At 71.0% G+C, this 13,995-nt stretch carries 17 protein-coding genes; 15 read left to right on the forward strand and 2 right to left on the reverse strand.

Annotated features, from left to right (window positions below; genetic code table 11):
* Positions 1–94: 94 nt before the first annotated feature.
* The 7 genes from fmt (at position 95) to KD1_RS09490 (ending at position 5,741) form a co-directional block, all read left to right on the forward strand.
* Positions 95–1,042, forward strand: a complete 948-nt coding sequence (fmt, locus tag KD1_RS09460; protein WP_068401067.1) for a methionyl-tRNA formyltransferase — start codon at positions 95–97, stop codon at positions 1,040–1,042.
* Positions 1,035–2,666 carry an RsmB/NOP family class I SAM-dependent RNA methyltransferase gene (locus tag KD1_RS09465; RefSeq protein WP_068401006.1) on the forward strand — a complete coding sequence of 544 codons (1,632 nt, stop codon included), beginning with the start codon at positions 1,035–1,037 and terminating at the stop codon, positions 2,664–2,666. Before fmt ends, KD1_RS09465 begins: the two co-directional genes overlap by 8 nt.
* A gap of 82 nt (positions 2,667–2,748) precedes the next feature.
* Positions 2,749–3,408 (forward strand): ribulose-phosphate 3-epimerase, encoded by a 660-nt coding sequence (rpe, locus tag KD1_RS09470; protein ID WP_068401009.1) that lies wholly within the window; start codon positions 2,749–2,751, stop codon positions 3,406–3,408.
* Positions 3,409–3,419: 11 nt separating this feature from the next.
* A complete protein-coding gene (locus tag KD1_RS09475) occupies positions 3,420–4,163 on the forward strand; it encodes a nicotinamide mononucleotide transporter family protein (protein WP_068401012.1) in 744 nt (247 codons plus the stop codon).
* Positions 4,164–4,174: 11 nt separating this feature from the next.
* Positions 4,175–4,438: a phosphoribosyl-ATP diphosphatase gene (locus KD1_RS09480; RefSeq protein ID WP_068401070.1), complete on the forward strand. Its 264-nt coding sequence runs from the start codon at positions 4,175–4,177 to the stop codon at positions 4,436–4,438.
* An 11-nt stretch (positions 4,439–4,449) separates the two neighbouring features.
* Positions 4,450–5,292, forward strand: coding sequence for an ATP phosphoribosyltransferase (gene hisG, locus KD1_RS09485; RefSeq protein ID WP_068401015.1), 843 nt, complete (start codon positions 4,450–4,452; stop codon positions 5,290–5,292).
* Positions 5,289–5,741 carry a PH domain-containing protein gene (locus tag KD1_RS09490; protein ID WP_083542325.1) on the forward strand — a complete coding sequence of 151 codons (453 nt, stop codon included), beginning with the start codon at positions 5,289–5,291 and terminating at the stop codon, positions 5,739–5,741. The genes hisG and KD1_RS09490 overlap by 4 nt, the downstream gene beginning before the upstream one ends.
* A gap of 74 nt (positions 5,742–5,815) precedes the next feature.
* Here the strand turns inward: KD1_RS09490 and KD1_RS09495 are convergent, their stop codons facing one another.
* A complete protein-coding gene (locus KD1_RS09495) occupies positions 5,816–6,397 on the reverse strand; it encodes a uridine kinase family protein (RefSeq protein ID WP_068401018.1) in 582 nt (193 codons plus the stop codon).
* A gap of 31 nt (positions 6,398–6,428) precedes the next feature.
* On the opposite strand from KD1_RS09495, the gene hisF reads away from it, so the two are divergent.
* On the forward strand, positions 6,429–7,217 hold the full coding sequence (hisF, locus tag KD1_RS09500) for an imidazole glycerol phosphate synthase subunit HisF (RefSeq protein WP_068401021.1): 789 nt from the start codon (positions 6,429–6,431) through the stop codon (positions 7,215–7,217).
* Positions 7,218–7,232: 15 nt separating this feature from the next.
* Here hisF and KD1_RS09505 read toward each other — a convergent pair whose 3' ends face one another.
* A complete protein-coding gene (locus KD1_RS09505) occupies positions 7,233–7,874 on the reverse strand; it encodes a TIGR03085 family metal-binding protein (protein WP_068401025.1) in 642 nt (213 codons plus the stop codon).
* Between the two features lie 60 nt (positions 7,875–7,934).
* Between KD1_RS09505 and hisI the strand changes: the two genes are divergently transcribed.
* The 7 genes from hisI to KD1_RS09540 all read left to right on the forward strand — a co-directional run bounded on the left by hisI (position 7,935) and on the right by KD1_RS09540 (position 13,992).
* On the forward strand, positions 7,935–8,327 hold the full coding sequence (hisI, locus tag KD1_RS09510; RefSeq protein WP_068401028.1) for a phosphoribosyl-AMP cyclohydrolase: 393 nt from the start codon (positions 7,935–7,937) through the stop codon (positions 8,325–8,327).
* Positions 8,324–9,928: an anthranilate synthase component I gene (locus tag KD1_RS09515; RefSeq protein ID WP_068401031.1), complete on the forward strand. Its 1,605-nt coding sequence runs from the start codon at positions 8,324–8,326 to the stop codon at positions 9,926–9,928. Before hisI ends, KD1_RS09515 begins: the two co-directional genes overlap by 4 nt.
* Entirely contained in the window at positions 9,925–10,506 is a 582-nt protein-coding gene (locus KD1_RS09520) for a Trp biosynthesis-associated membrane protein (RefSeq protein WP_068401034.1), read from the forward strand. Before KD1_RS09515 ends, KD1_RS09520 begins: the two co-directional genes overlap by 4 nt.
* Positions 10,507–10,569: 63 nt before the next feature.
* A complete protein-coding gene (gene trpC, locus KD1_RS09525) occupies positions 10,570–11,382 on the forward strand; it encodes an indole-3-glycerol phosphate synthase TrpC (protein ID WP_068401076.1) in 813 nt (270 codons plus the stop codon).
* Positions 11,379–12,629 carry a tryptophan synthase subunit beta gene (gene trpB / locus KD1_RS09530; RefSeq protein ID WP_068401036.1) on the forward strand — a complete coding sequence of 417 codons (1,251 nt, stop codon included), beginning with the start codon at positions 11,379–11,381 and terminating at the stop codon, positions 12,627–12,629. The genes trpC and trpB overlap by 4 nt, the downstream gene beginning before the upstream one ends.
* Complete coding sequence (gene trpA, locus KD1_RS09535) at positions 12,626–13,441, forward strand: tryptophan synthase subunit alpha (protein WP_068401039.1); 816 nt, start codon at positions 12,626–12,628, stop codon at positions 13,439–13,441. The genes trpB and trpA overlap by 4 nt, the downstream gene beginning before the upstream one ends.
* Positions 13,441–13,992 carry a DoxX family protein gene (locus KD1_RS09540; RefSeq protein WP_217995855.1) on the forward strand — a complete coding sequence of 184 codons (552 nt, stop codon included), beginning with the start codon at positions 13,441–13,443 and terminating at the stop codon, positions 13,990–13,992. Before trpA ends, KD1_RS09540 begins: the two co-directional genes overlap by 1 nt.
* The last annotated feature ends 3 nt before the right edge of the window (positions 13,993–13,995 follow it).

Raw genomic sequence — 13,995 nt, forward strand, 5'->3', positions numbered from 1 at the left:
CACCTCCAGCGGCCGGCGCGGGGCCGGCGGTCCCTTGGGTGTGCGGGTCGAGCCGCCCAACGGCTTTGATCTCTGACCGTAGGATTGCCCGGTGATGCGCGTCGTCTTTGCCGGCACCCCCGAGGTGGCCGTCCCCTCCCTGGAGGCCCTGCTCGACTCCGACCATGAGGTCGTGGCGGTGGTCACCCGACCCGACGCCCCGGCCGGCCGCGGGCGCCGACTGCATCCGTCGCCGATCAAGGCCCGGGCGCAGGCGGTCGGGGTCGAGGTCCTCACCCCGACGACCCCGAGCGACCCCGAGTTCCTGACCCGGCTGCGTGAGATCGCCCCGGACGTCTGCCCCGTCGTCGCCTACGGCGCGCTGCTGCCGCCGGCCGCGCTCGAGGTGCCGACGCACGGCTGGGTCAACCTGCACTTCTCCCTGCTGCCGGCCTGGCGCGGGGCCGCGCCGGTGCAGCACGCGATCATCCACGGTGACGAGGTCACCGGGGCGAGCACCTTCCAGATCGAGCGGGGCCTCGACACCGGCCCGGTGTACGGGGTCATGACCGAGCAGATCCGCCCCACCGATACCGCCGGAGATCTGCTCGCCCGGCTGGCCGAGGGCGGCGCCGGTCTGCTGGTGCGCACCCTCGACGGCATCGCCGACGGCTCGCTGCGGCCGGTGCCGCAGTCGGCCGACGGGGTGAGCATCGCTCCGAAGATCACCGTCGACGACGCTCGCGTGACGTGGTCCCAGCCGGCCACGGCGATCGACCGTCGGGTGCGTGGGTGCACGCCGGCGCCGGGCGCGTGGACGACGTTCCGCGGCGAGCGCCTCAAGCTCGGTCCGATCACCGTGGCGACGCCCGAGGAGATCCCCGGTCACGGCACCATCCCGGCCGGATCGTTGCTTGTGACGAAGAAGGCCGTGTTCGTCGGGACGGGCACGATGCCGGTGCGGCTCGGCCTGGTCCGGCCGCACGGGAAGAAGGAGATGGCCGCCGCCGACTGGGCGCGCGGGGCGCGAATCGAGCAGGGCGAAGGACTGACAGATGACTGAGGGCAGGCAACCGCGACGCGACGGCGGGCGCGGGGACGCGAATCGCGGCGGTGGGCGAGGTCGTGACGGCTCGAATCGTGGCGGTGGGCGCGATCGCGACGGCCGTGGCTTCGGCTCGCGTCGCGATGATGCGGGCCGGGAGCGCTCGGGCAGCCGCGGGTCCGGCGGACCGCGCCGCGGCCACTCCCAGCACGCCCCCTCGGAACGTTCGCGACAGGGTGACCCGGCGCGACTGACCGCCTACGAGGTGCTCCGCGCCGTCGCCGACGAGGGCGCCTACGCCAACCTCCTGCTGCCGCAGGTGCTGCGCCGCCGTCACCTCCACGGTCGGGACGCCGGGTTCGCCACCGAACTGACCTATGGCGCGATCCGCATGCAGGGCCTCTACGACCGGATCATCGCGATCGCCGCGGCCCGGCCCGTCGCCTCGATCGACGCGAACGTCGTGGACACCCTGCGCCTCGGCGCCCACCAACTCCTGGGGATGCGGGTGCCCGAGCACGCGGCGGCCGACCAGACCGTCGCGCTGGCGCGGCAGGTCAACGGTGCCGGGGCGGCCACCCTCGTCAACGCGGTCATGCGCCGGATCAGCGAACGCAGCCGCGAGGAGTGGCTCGAGGCGGTCACCGACGGGGTGACCGACCCCATCGAGCGGCTCTCCATCGAGGAGTCCCACCCCACCTGGGTGCTCAAGGCCCTGCGGCAGGCGCTGCTGGGCCATGGCACCTCGACCGCAACCACGATCGATGCCGATCTCGCCGCCCTCGCGCACGCTCACAACGCTCCGCCCAAGGTCACCCTCGTGGCCCGACCGGGTCTCGCCACGCTCGACGAACTGACCGAGCGCGGCGGCGAACCCAGCCGGCTCAGTCGCGTCGGAGTGGTGCGCGAGTCCGGTGATCCGAGCTCCATCGCCGCCGTGCGCAACGGTCGCGCCGCGGTCCAGGACGAGGGCAGCCAACTCATCCCGCTCGCCCTCGTCGACGTGCCCCTCGAGGGCGCCGCTGCCGACGCGCCGTGGCTCGACCTCTGCGCCGGCCCGGGCGGCAAGGCCGGACTCCTGGCTGGGCTGGCCGTCCAGGCCGGTCGGGACCTCGTGGCCAACGAGGTCAGTGACCACCGCGCCGGGCTGGTGCGCCTGACGCTGCGCCCGGCCGTCGAGGCCGCCACGGAGGCGGGCACGACCATCGAGGTGCGCACCGGCGACGGCCGTGACGTTGGTGACGAGGAGCCGGCGCGGTACGCCCGGGTGCTCGTCGACGCTCCGTGCACTGGGTTGGGGGCCCTGCGCCGACGCCCGGAGGCCCGGTGGCGCCGCCAGCCGCACGACGTCTCCGATCTCACGCCGCTGCAACACGCCCTGCTCGCCAGCGCCATCGACGCGACCATCTCCGGAGGCGTCATCGCCTATGCGACGTGCGGCCCGCACCTGGCCGAGACGATCTTCACCGTCAAGGACGTGCTCAAGAAGCGCGACGACGTCGAGCTCATCGACGCCCGCGAGTATCTGCGTGATGCGAGCGGAGCGCCGATCGAGCACGTCGGCGACGGGCCGATGGTCCAACTCTGGCCGCACCTGCACGGCACGGACGGGATGTTCCTCGCGTTGCTGCGCAAACGCTGACGTAGGTGCTGACACAAGGGCCGCGCACACCGCGGCGGCGACGGCACGGGGAACTGCCCGGTACCACGTAAACTCCTCCGTCGTGCAGATCTCCCCGAGCATCCTCTCCGCCGACTTCGCCAACCTGCAGTCCGAACTCGAGGCCATCGGCAACGCCGACTGGGCGCATGTCGACGTCATGGACGCGCATTTCGTGCCCAACCTCACCCTCGGCCTGCCGGTCGTGGAGAGCCTGCTCAAGGTCAGCCCGATCCCGATCGACTGTCACCTGATGATCGAGGACCCCGACCGGTGGGCGCCGCCCTATGCCGAGGCGGGGGCGAAGTCGGTGACCTTCCACATCGAGGCGGCCACCGATCCTGTGACCCTGGCCCGCAACATCCGCGGGCAGGGCGCGCGGGCCTCCATGGCGCTCAAGCCGGGTACGCCCTTCGCGCCCTACCTGGACCTGTTGCCCGAACTCGACATGGTGCTTGTCATGACGGTCGAGCCCGGCTTTGGCGGTCAGTCGTTCATGGCCGACCAGATGCCCAAGGTGCGTCAGGTGCGTGAGGCCGTCGCCAAGCACGGCGGCGAGATCTGGATCCAGGTCGACGGCGGGGTGTCGGCGTCCACGATCGAGCAGTGTGCCGAGGCCGGCGCCGACGTGTTCGTCGCCGGCTCCGCGGTGTACGGGGCCGACGACGCGGCGAGCGCGGTCGACGAACTGCGCGCGCTGGCCTCCGCCCACTGGCACGCCTGAGTCGCCCGCCCATGAACGTGCTCGAGTGGATCTACCAGTCCGGATTCCCGGTCGGGCCCTACCGACTCTCGACCATGGAACTCATCGGCGTGCTCTTCGGCCTGGCCTCGGCCGTCGGCGGGATGAAGCGGCGGGTGTGGGCCTGGCCGATCGGCATCCTCGGCAACGTCATCCTCTTCTTTGTCTACATCAACGCCACGTTCGGCGCCGATCACCGCACCCCGCTCTTCGGTCAGTCTGCCCGGCAGATCTTCTTCATCGCCACGAGCGCCTACGGCTGGTGGCGCTGGCAGCAGGTGCGGGCGCGTCGCCGGGAGCACACCGGGTCCGCGAGCGAGGATGACGGCGCCGCGATCATCCCGCGATGGGCCACGGCCGGAGAACGGACCGGCCTGGTGCTGACGTGGGTGGCCGGGGTCATCGTCGTGCAACAGGTCTTCGCCATGATCGGTGCCGGCTGGCCGGCGCCGCGCTGGTACTACTGGTTCGACGCGTGGATCTTCATGGGCTCGCTCGTGGCCACCTATGCCATGGCCCGTGGCTGGAACGAGTTCTGGCTGGCCTGGATCGGCGTCGACCTCGTCGGGGTGCCGTTGCTGTGGCACAGCGGGTACATCCCCACGGCCGTGCTGTACGCGTTCTACTCCGTGTTCGTCATCTACGGCTTCGTCGTGTGGCTGCGGGCCACCCAGAACGAGGCGACGCGGCGGTCCGCGGATCGAACCCCGATCCGGTCCGGCCCGGCGGGGCCGTAGTGTTGCCTGACGTGAAGACGTTCGAGGAGCTGTACGCCGAACTGACCGAGAAGGCCGCGACCCGACCCGAGGGGTCGGGCACCGTCCGTCAACTGGACGCCGGCGTCCATGCCATCGGCAAGAAGATCGTCGAGGAGGCCGCCGAGGTGTGGATGGCCGCCGAGTACGAGTCGAACGATGCGGCGGCCGAAGAGATCAGCCAGCTCATCTACCACCTCCAGGTGCTCATGGTGGCCAAGGGCCTCACCCTGGACGACGTCTACACCTACCTCTGAGGAAGTCACGAATGTTGCGCGTTGCCGTACCCAACAAGGGGTCGCTGTCCGAGTCGGCCGTCACGATGCTCCGTGAAGCGGGCTACCGGGTGCGCCGGGACTCCAAGGAGCTCGTCGTCGTCGATGCCGACAACGAGGTGGAGTTCTTCTACCTGCGCCCCCGCGACATCGCCGTGTACGTCGGGCGGGGCACCGTCGACGCCGGCGTGACCGGCCGGGACCTGCTGCTCGACTCCGGTTCGGATGCCGTCGAGGCGATGGCGCTGGGCTTTGGCCGGTCGACCTTCCGCTACGCCGGACGGCCGGACGAGCACGCGAGCGTCGCCGACCTCGCCGGCAAGCGCATCGCCACGAGCTACGCCGGCCTGGTCGCCGATCACCTCGCCGCGAACGGCGTCAAGGCGGATGTCGTGCGCCTCGACGGCGCCGTCGAGACGGCGATCACCCTCGGGGTGGCCGACGCGATCGCCGACGTCGTCGAGACCGGCACCACGCTGCGCCAGCAGGGGCTGACCGTGTTCGGCGATCCGATCCTCAAGTCCGAGGCGGTCCTGATCCGCCGGCCGGACACCTCGGTGGGCGCGCTGGACGTGCTCCAGCGGCGCATCACCGGCGTGATCACCGCGCGGCACTACGTCATGCTCGACTACGACTGCCCGACCGATGCGGTCGAGCAGGCCACCGAGGTCACGCCGGGGCTGCAGTCGCCGACGATCTCGCCGCTGCAGGACGAGGGCTGGGTCGCCGTGCGCTCGATGGTGCCCCGCGCCGGGATGAACACGGTCATGGACCGGCTCTATGACCTCGGCGCCCGCGCGATCCTCGTGACCGACGTGGTGGCGTGCCGGCTGTGACCGACGAGAACCTGCCACTCGATGCTCCGTTCGTGCCGCGGCGCGGGCGGTGGGTCGCCGGGGCGATCTCGGCGGCCACCGCCATCATCTTCACCGTCGTTGCCATCCTGCTGCCCGGCCCCGACCAGGGCGGCGTGTGGCGCACGTCGGACAAGATCATGCTCATCGTCTTCGGTCTGGCGATGGCGGCCTTCCTGGCGCGCTACACCCTCATCAGGGCGGTCCCGCGCCCGGACGTGCTCGTCATCCGCAACCTCTTCGGCACCCGCGAGGTGCCCTGGGGCCAGATCGAGGCGGTGACATTTGGCGGTGGGATGCCCTGGCCGAAGCTCTACCTCGTCGACGGAGACGAGGTCGGTTGCATGGCCATCCAACGCGCCGACGGCGAGTTCGGCACCCATGAGGCCGAGCGTCTGGCCACGCTCGTCAAGCGCCACCAGAGGTCCTGACAACCCGCCGAGTGGTCATTTCGTGTGGGATATACCGGAGTTATCCCACACGAAATGACCACTCGGCGAGGGTTTCACCGAGAACTGGTGTCGATGACGACGTCGGCGCGCTGCTTGGGGGAGTCGGCGCGGAAGTACTCGAGCTCCTGCTCGGCCCAGCGCTCCCAGTACGCGCGGAACGACTCGTCGCGGGCCATCGCGCGCTCGAACCGCTCCTGAGCTGGCGCCTCGAGCCACACCGACAGGGCGACGTAGGGCGCCGACACCTTGGAGGCGGACCCGACGCCCTCGACGATGATGACCTCGGTGGCCGGTACCTGAACCGGAGCGTCGTGCCACGTGTCGTTCTCCCAGTCCCACCGCTGGTGCCTCGCGGGCATCAGCGCGGACAGCGGTACGAGTACCTGATCGACCACGCCATGGACCGCGCCGGCCAGGCCGTCCCACCCGGCGTACAGGTCATCCATGTGCACGACGGTCGCTCCGAGGCTGTCACCCAACCGCTGCGCGAACTGGGTCTTGCCAGCACAACTGGGCCCGTCGATGGCCACGACCACCGTTTCTCCGCACGAGGCCGGGAGTCGTCGGATGGTGTCGACCAATTGCTCGATACCGGCGGCGGCCTCGCTGGGGGCGGCGGTGGGAGTGCCTGACATGGGGCAAGCGTAGTAGCCGTATCGTGAACGCGTGAACCTTGCCGTACGAGTCATCCCCTGTCTTGACGTCGACGCCGGTCGCGTCGTCAAGGGCGTCAACTTCGAGAACCTGCGTGACGCCGGTGACCCGGTCGAACTCGCGCGGGCGTACGGCCACCAGGGCGCGGACGAACTGACCTTCCTCGACGTCACCGCCAGCAGCGGCAACCGGGAGACCACGTACGACGTCGTGCGACGCACCGCCGAGCAGGTGTTCATCCCGCTGACCGTCGGCGGTGGGGTGCGCACGCCCGAGGACGTCGATCGGCTGCTGCGGGCCGGCGCCGACAAGGTCGGCATCAACACCGGAGCCATCGCCCGGCCCGAGGTCATCTCCGAGATTGCCGAGCGCTTCGGCACGCAGGTGCTCGTGCTCTCGGCCGACGTGCGTCGCCGACGTGGGGATGACGGGCAGCCCGTCGGCGGTTTCGAGGTGACCACCCACGGTGGCCGCACCGGCACCGGTATCGACGCGGTCGAGTGGTGCGCCCGGGCCGCGGAGCTCGGCGCGGGGGAGATCCTCCTCAACTCCATGGACGCCGACGGCACCAAGGAGGGGTTCGACCTCGAACTCATCCGCCTCGTGCGCGCGGCGGTGCAGATCCCGGTGATCGCCTCGGGCGGCGCCGGCGCGGTCGAGCACTTCGCCCCGGCCGTGCGCGCCGGGGCCGATGCCGTGTTGGCCGCCAGCGTCTTCCACTTCGGCGAGATCACCATCGACGAGGTCAAGGACGCCCTGGCCGCCGATGGGCTACCGGTGCGGCACGGACGCAGCGACTGAGCGCGCCCGCGCCGCTCACAGGTGCAGATCGGCCTCGGTCAACGCCCGGAGCGCGGTATCGGGGCCGTCGATGGTGATGTCGGCCACGCCGCGGCGCCCGTGACAGAACAGCGCCAACTCCAACGGACGGCCGCGCAGCACGACCGTCCCCTTCGCCGTCGCGGGCCGGGCCTGGTGACGAGCGTGATCGGTGACGAGCACGACGCCCGCATCGACGTGGCGCAGCAGCAACCCGGCGCGGGCCGACAGGTGCCTCCACACGACCGCCTGCAGGTCGTCGGAGGCGTCGCGGCGCAGGTCGTCGGCGCCACCGCCGCGCAGCACGTCCTCGTGGTGGACGACGAACTCGAGCAGGTTGGCCTGGTCGTCGATGCGGGTGATTCGCATGGGGTTCCACCGCGGAGGACCGTGACGCACGGTGTCGACGAGCGTCGCGTAGGGCGTCTCACGGGCCAGCTTCCGCACGGCCCGGTCGGTGCGGTCCGCGAGCGCCGGCACGGCGATGCCGGCCGCGTCGAGGGGGCGCCGTTCCCGAATGATGAGGTGGGCCGCGAGATCCGCGCTCGTCCAGTCGCCGCACAGCGTCGGGGCGTGCGGGCCGACCACGAGCAGCGTGTCGCACAGGGCCTGCCGTTCCCGTTGCGCGTCTGCCGTCATGTCCCCATCCTGCCTGCTCACCGCTCCTGCCGTGCGGTGGACACGGCAGCCTGCGGCACAATGTCGGACGTGACCGACCCCGCAACACCCTCCCCGACCCTCGACCCTGCGATCGCCGACCGTCTCAAGCGAGACGACGCCGGTCTGGTGGCGGCGATCATCCAGCAGCATGACTCCGGTGAGGTGCTCATGCTCGGGTGGATGGACGACGAGGCCCTGCGGCGCACGCTCACGGAGGGCCGGGTGACGTTCTGGTCGCGCAGCCGCAACGAGTACTGGCGCAAGGGGGACACCTCCGGGCACGTGCAGTACGTGCGCAGTGTCGCCCTCGACTGCGACGGCGATGCCCTGCTGGTGCGGGTGGAGCAGATCGGAGCGGCGTGCCACACCGGCACGCGCACGTGCTTCGACTCCGACGACCTGGGCGCCGTCATCGGCGAGGTGCCGGCGTGAACCGGCCCCACGACGCTCCGGCCATCGCCCTGCCCGACCTCGAGACCGGCCAGATCTGGCCACCGTTGGACACGTTCGTCGAACTCGCCCGCGACCGGCGCGTCATCCCCGTCGTGCGACGCCTCGTCGCCGACGGCGAGACCCCGATCGGGGTCTACCGCAAGCTCGCCGGCGACGCGCCCGGCACATTCCTCCTCGAATCGGCCGAACAGGGCCGCTGGTCGCGCTACTCGATCATCGGCGCCGCCAGCCACGCCACCTTGACCGAGCAGGACGGCGAGGCGATGTGGATCGGCGATCCGCCCGCGGGTGTGCCGACCGGCGGCAACCCCGCGCAGGCCCTGCGCGAGACCGTCGCCGCCCTGCGCACCGCGCCCATCGAGGGCCTGCCGCCGCTGACCTCGGGCATGGTCGGGATGATGGGCTACGACGTCGTGCGTCGCTGGGAGCGGGTCCCGGCGACCAACCCCGACGTGCTCGGGCTGCCCGAGATCGGCATGGTCCTGGCCACCGATCTGGCCGTCCTCGACCACACCGACGCCTCGGTGCTCCTCATCGCCAACGCCATCAACTACGACGACTCGCCGCAGCGGGTCGAAACCGCCTATCAGGACGCCCTCGACCGCCTCGAGGCGATGACCGCCAAGCTCGCGCAACCGGCCCCGAGCACGGTCGCGACGATCGATCCGCAGGTGCGCGATGACGCCCTGGCCGAGGTCGTCAGCACGACGACGCAGGCGCAGTACGAGGCCATCGTCGAATCGGCGAAGGAGGACATCCGCGCCGGCGAGGTCTTCCAGGTCGTCCTGTCGCAACGGTTCTCCCTCGACTGCCCGGTCGACGCGCTCGAGGTCTATCGGGCCCTGCGCGCAACCAACCCGAGCCCGTACATGTACCTCGTGCGCCTTCCGCACCCGGACGGATCGGTCTACGACGTCGTCGGCTCCTCGCCCGAGGCGCTCGTCACGGTCACCGGCCGCCGCGCGATCACCCACCCCATCGCCGGCACCCGCAAACGCGGCAAGGACGCGGAGGAGGACCTCGCGCTCGGGGAGGACCTGCTCGGCGACCCCAAGGAGCGCAGCGAGCACGTCATGCTCGTCGATCTGAGCCGCAACGACCTGCAGAAGGTCTGCCGCGCCGGCACGGTCGACACGGTCGAGTTCATGGATGTGCGGCTCTACAGCCACGTCATCCACCTCGAATCCACGGTCGTGGGGGAGATGACGCCCGAGGCCACCGCCTACGACGTGCTCGCCGCGACGTTCCCGGCCGGCACGCTCTCCGGAGCGCCGAAGCCGCGGGCCTTGGCGTTGATCGAGCAGTACGAGACCTCCCGCCGTGGCATCTACGGAGGCGTCGTGGGGTACCTCGACTTCCACGGTGACCTCGACATGGCCATCGCCATCCGCTCGGCGCTCATCAAGGACGGCGTCGCGTACGTCGGCGCCGGAGCGGGGATCGTCGCCGACTCGGTGCCGCACCTGGAGTACCAGGAGTGCGTCAACAAGGCCGCCGCGGCGCTGCGGGCGGTCGCGTCGGCGCGGGCGTTGCGCACGTGGAGCCCCCACGCGGTGCTCGGCGAGAGCAGCGCGCGATGAGTCGCCTGAGCCGTCTGACCTCCAAGGGGAGCGTCGTCGTCCTGGCCATCGTCGCCGCGGTCGTGCTCATGGCCGCGGCCCGGCAGCCGTGGGTGACCGGCACGGTCAACGAGGTGGCTGCCAGTCGGGTCGAGGCCACCGGCTCCGAGGTTGCCACCGGCCTGGTCGCCCTGGCCCTGGCCGCCGTGGCCTCGGCCATCGTCGCGGCCACCTCCGGCCGGATCGTGCGCCTCATCACCGTCGTGCTGTTCTGGGCCTGCCTCGCGGGACTGGTGGCGACGACCGTGCGCGTCATCGCCGACCCGACCGGGGTGCTCGGCGGGATCGCCGCGGTGCGCACCGGGCTGACTGGGTCGATCGAGACCACCGCGCGGCTGACCGCCTGGCCGTGGGTGGCGCTGTTCGGGGAGGCCCTGTTCGCCGTCGCGGGCGTCGCCACGCTGGTCGGCATGCGCCGCTGGAAGGCCTTGGGCAGCCGGTACGAGGTCGACGGCCAGGACGTGGCGGGCGCCCGCGGCGAGCGCGTCTCCTCGGATTGGGACCGACTCTCGGCCGGGGACGACCCGACGCAGGACTGAGCCGGCTGCTCGCGGATCGACCTCCGGCATCGAGCATGCCGCGAACTCGTTAGGGTGGAGGCCATGCCCACCGTGCTCGACGACATCATCGCGGGGGTCCGTTTGGACCTCGCGGACCGCCAAGCGGTCACCTCACTGGCCGACCTCGAACGACAGGTCACCGAGGTCGCCCCGGCGCTCGATGCCGAGGCCGCCTTCCGTCGCGCCGGGCTGGGTGTCATCGCGGAGGTCAAGCGCCGCAGCCCGAGCAAGGGTGATCTCGCGCAGATCGCCGACCCGGCCGCACTGGCCGCGAGCTATGCCGCCGGCGGGGCCACCGCGATCTCGGTGCTCACCGAGCAGCGACGCTTCAACGGCACCTTGGCGGATCTTCGTGCGGTGCGCGGGCAGGTCGACGTCCCGGTGTTGCGCAAGGACTTCGTCGTCACCGAGTACCAGCTCATCGAGGGCCGCGCCGCCGGCGCCGACCTCGCGCTGCTCATCGTCGCCGCCCTGAGCGACGCGGAACTGAGCCGATTCCTGACGCTGACCCGCGAGCTGGGCATGACGGGCCTGGTCGAGGTGCACGACGAGGAGGAGACCCGCCGAGCGGTCGACGCTGGCGCCACCGTCATCGGGGTCAACGCGCGCAACCTCAAGACGCTCGAGGTCCACCCGGACACGTTCGCCCGCCTCGCTCCGCTCGTGCCCGAGACGAGTGTGCGGGTGGCGGAGTCGGGTGTACGCGGCATCGAGGACGCGCAGCGGTACGCCGACGAGGGCGCCGACGTGCTGCTCATCGGCGAGGCACTGGTGACCAGTGACGACCCAGCCGCGACGATCGCGGCCATGACGGCGATCCCCACCCGTGAGGTCGTCGTGGAGGTGGCGCGATGAGCACCCCGTCCACCGAGCAGCCGCGCGTGCCGGGTCGTTTCGGCCCGTTCGGCGGCAGGTACGTGCCCGAGGCGCTGATCCCGGCCCTCGAGGAGCTCGACGCCGCCCGGCACGAGGCGTTCGCCGATCCGGCGTTCGTCGCCGAGTTGGAGCACCTGCAGCGCACCTACATCGGTCGACCGAGCATCGTCACCGAGGTGCCCCGGTTCGCCGAGCACTGCGGGGGAGTGCGGGTCATCCTCAAGCGCGAGGACCTCAACCACACCGGGTCGCACAAGATCAACAACGTCATCGGGCAGGCGCTGCTGACCAAGCGCATGGGCAAGACCCGGATCATCGCCGAGACCGGCGCCGGCCAGCACGGCGTCGCCACCGCCACCGCCGCGGCGCTGTTCGACCTCGAATGCGTCGTCTACATGGGAAAGGTCGACACCGAGCGGCAGGCCCTCAACGTCGCGCGCATGAAGATGCTCGGCGCGAGCGTCGTGCCCGTCGAACTCGGCAGCGCCACCCTCAAGGACGCGATCAACGAGGCGCTGCGCGACTGGGTGACCAACGTCGAGAACACCCACTACCTGCTCGGGACCGTGGCCGGTCCGCACCCGTTCCCGGAGATGGTGCGCGACTTCCACAAGGTCATCGGCGAGGAGGCCCACGACCAGGTGCGTGAGCTGACCGGTGGGCTGCCCGACGCCGTCATCGCCTGCGTCGGCGGCGGCTCGAACGCCATCGGCATCTTCAACCGTTTCCTCCCCGAGGCCGACGTGCGCCTCATCGGCGTCGAGGCCGGCGGCGAGGGCATCGAGTCCGGGCACCACGCCGCGCGTTTCCAGACGGCGGTGCCCGGCGTGCTGCAGGGCGCGCTCAGCTACCTCATGCAGGACGAGGAGGGCCAGACCATCGAGTCGCACTCGATCAGCGCCGGCCTCGACTACCCGAGCGTCGGCCCGGAGCACGCGCACCTGCGCGACACCGGCCGCGCCGAGTACCGGTACGCCACCGATGAGCAGGCGATGGAGGCGTTCCAGCTGCTGTGCCGCACCGAGGGCATCATCCCGGCGATCGAGTCCGCCCACGCGCTGGCCGGGGCGATCGAGGTCGGCCGCGAGATCGCCGCGGAGCGCGGTGACGCCGCCAAGGACGCGGTCATCCTCGTCAATCTCTCCGGCCGTGGAGACAAGGACATGCACACCGCCGCCGCGTACTTCGGGCTCATCGACGGCGACATCACCGAAGGAGACGCATGAGTGCCACCGGCGTGCGACCTATCCTGGACCGTTGCCGCGCAGAGGGCCGGGCCGCGCTGATCATCTACCTGCCCGTTGGCTTCCCCGATGTGCAGACCTCGATCCGGGCCATGGTCGCCGCGGTCGAGGCTGGCGCCGACCTCATCGAGGTCGGGGTGCCGTACAGTGACCCGCTCATGGATGGGCCGGTCATCCAGCAGGCTGCGGCCACGGCGCGGGCCAATGGGGTGCACGTCGATGACGTGTTCACCGCCACCGCCGCGGTGCGCGACGCCGGGGCCACCGCCGTGGTCATGACCTACTGGAACATCGTCATGCGCCGCGGGGTCGACCGCTTCGCCGCCGACCTCGCCGCCGCCGGGGGAGCCGGGCTGATTACCCCCGACCTCGTCCCGGACGAGGCCACCGAGTGGATCGAGGCGAGCGACGCCCACGGTCTCGACCGGATCTTCCTCGTCGCGCCGAGTTCGACCGATGTGCGCCTGCGTGAGGTCACGAGTCACTGTCGGGGTTTCGTGTACGTGGCCTCGACCATGGGAGTGACCGGCGCACGCGCGACGGTCGGGGACGCCGCTCCGCGCTTGGTCGAACGTACCCGCGCGGTCACCGATCTGCCGTTGTGTGTCGGTCTCGGAGTCTCGACGCGCGAGCAGGCGGCCGAGGTCGCCTCGTTCGCCGACGGGGTCATCGTCGGGTCGGCGGCGGTGCGCCAGCTCTTCGCCGACGACGTCGAGCAGGGGCTGGCGGATCTGCGCTCCCTCGTCGGTGAGCTGGCTGCCGGGGTGCGCGAGGGTCGGACGTCGGTGGTCTGATGACCCGCGAGCGGATGCTGGACCTCGTCGGGCTGGCCGCGCGCCTCATCCTCGGGGTGACACTGGTCGTGGCCGGCTACCTGAAGATCGGCAGCCTGCAGTCCTCCGCCCGCTCGGTGCAGGCCTACCAACTGCTGCCGTTCGACGTGGCCACGTATGTCGGCTACGCCCTGCCCATCGTCGAGATCATCCTCGGGATCCTGCTCATCGTCGGGCTGTTCACCCGCACGGCGGCGATCCTCGGTGGGCTGCTCATGGTGGCCTTCATCATCGGCATCACCTCGGCCTGGGCGCGGGGGTTGAGCATCGACTGCGGGTGCTTCGGCGACGGCGGCATCATCAGCCTCGAGGAAGCCCAGCGCAAGTACCCCATCGACATCGCCCGGGACATCGGGCTGGCCCTGTGCGGCCTGTGGCTCGCGTGGAGGCCGGCCAGTTTCGCGTCCCTCGACCGGGCACTCTTCGGGCCACGAATCGTTGATTCCCCGGGAGCACCCACTCCCGAGCCGACCAGCCCAGACACACAGACCAGCCAGAGCACGCAGGAGTAGACC

The sequence above is a fragment of the Kribbia dieselivorans NBRC 106261 genome, assembly GCF_001552435.1.
GTDB lineage: Bacteria > Actinomycetota > Actinomycetes > Actinomycetales > Dermatophilaceae > Kribbia > Kribbia dieselivorans.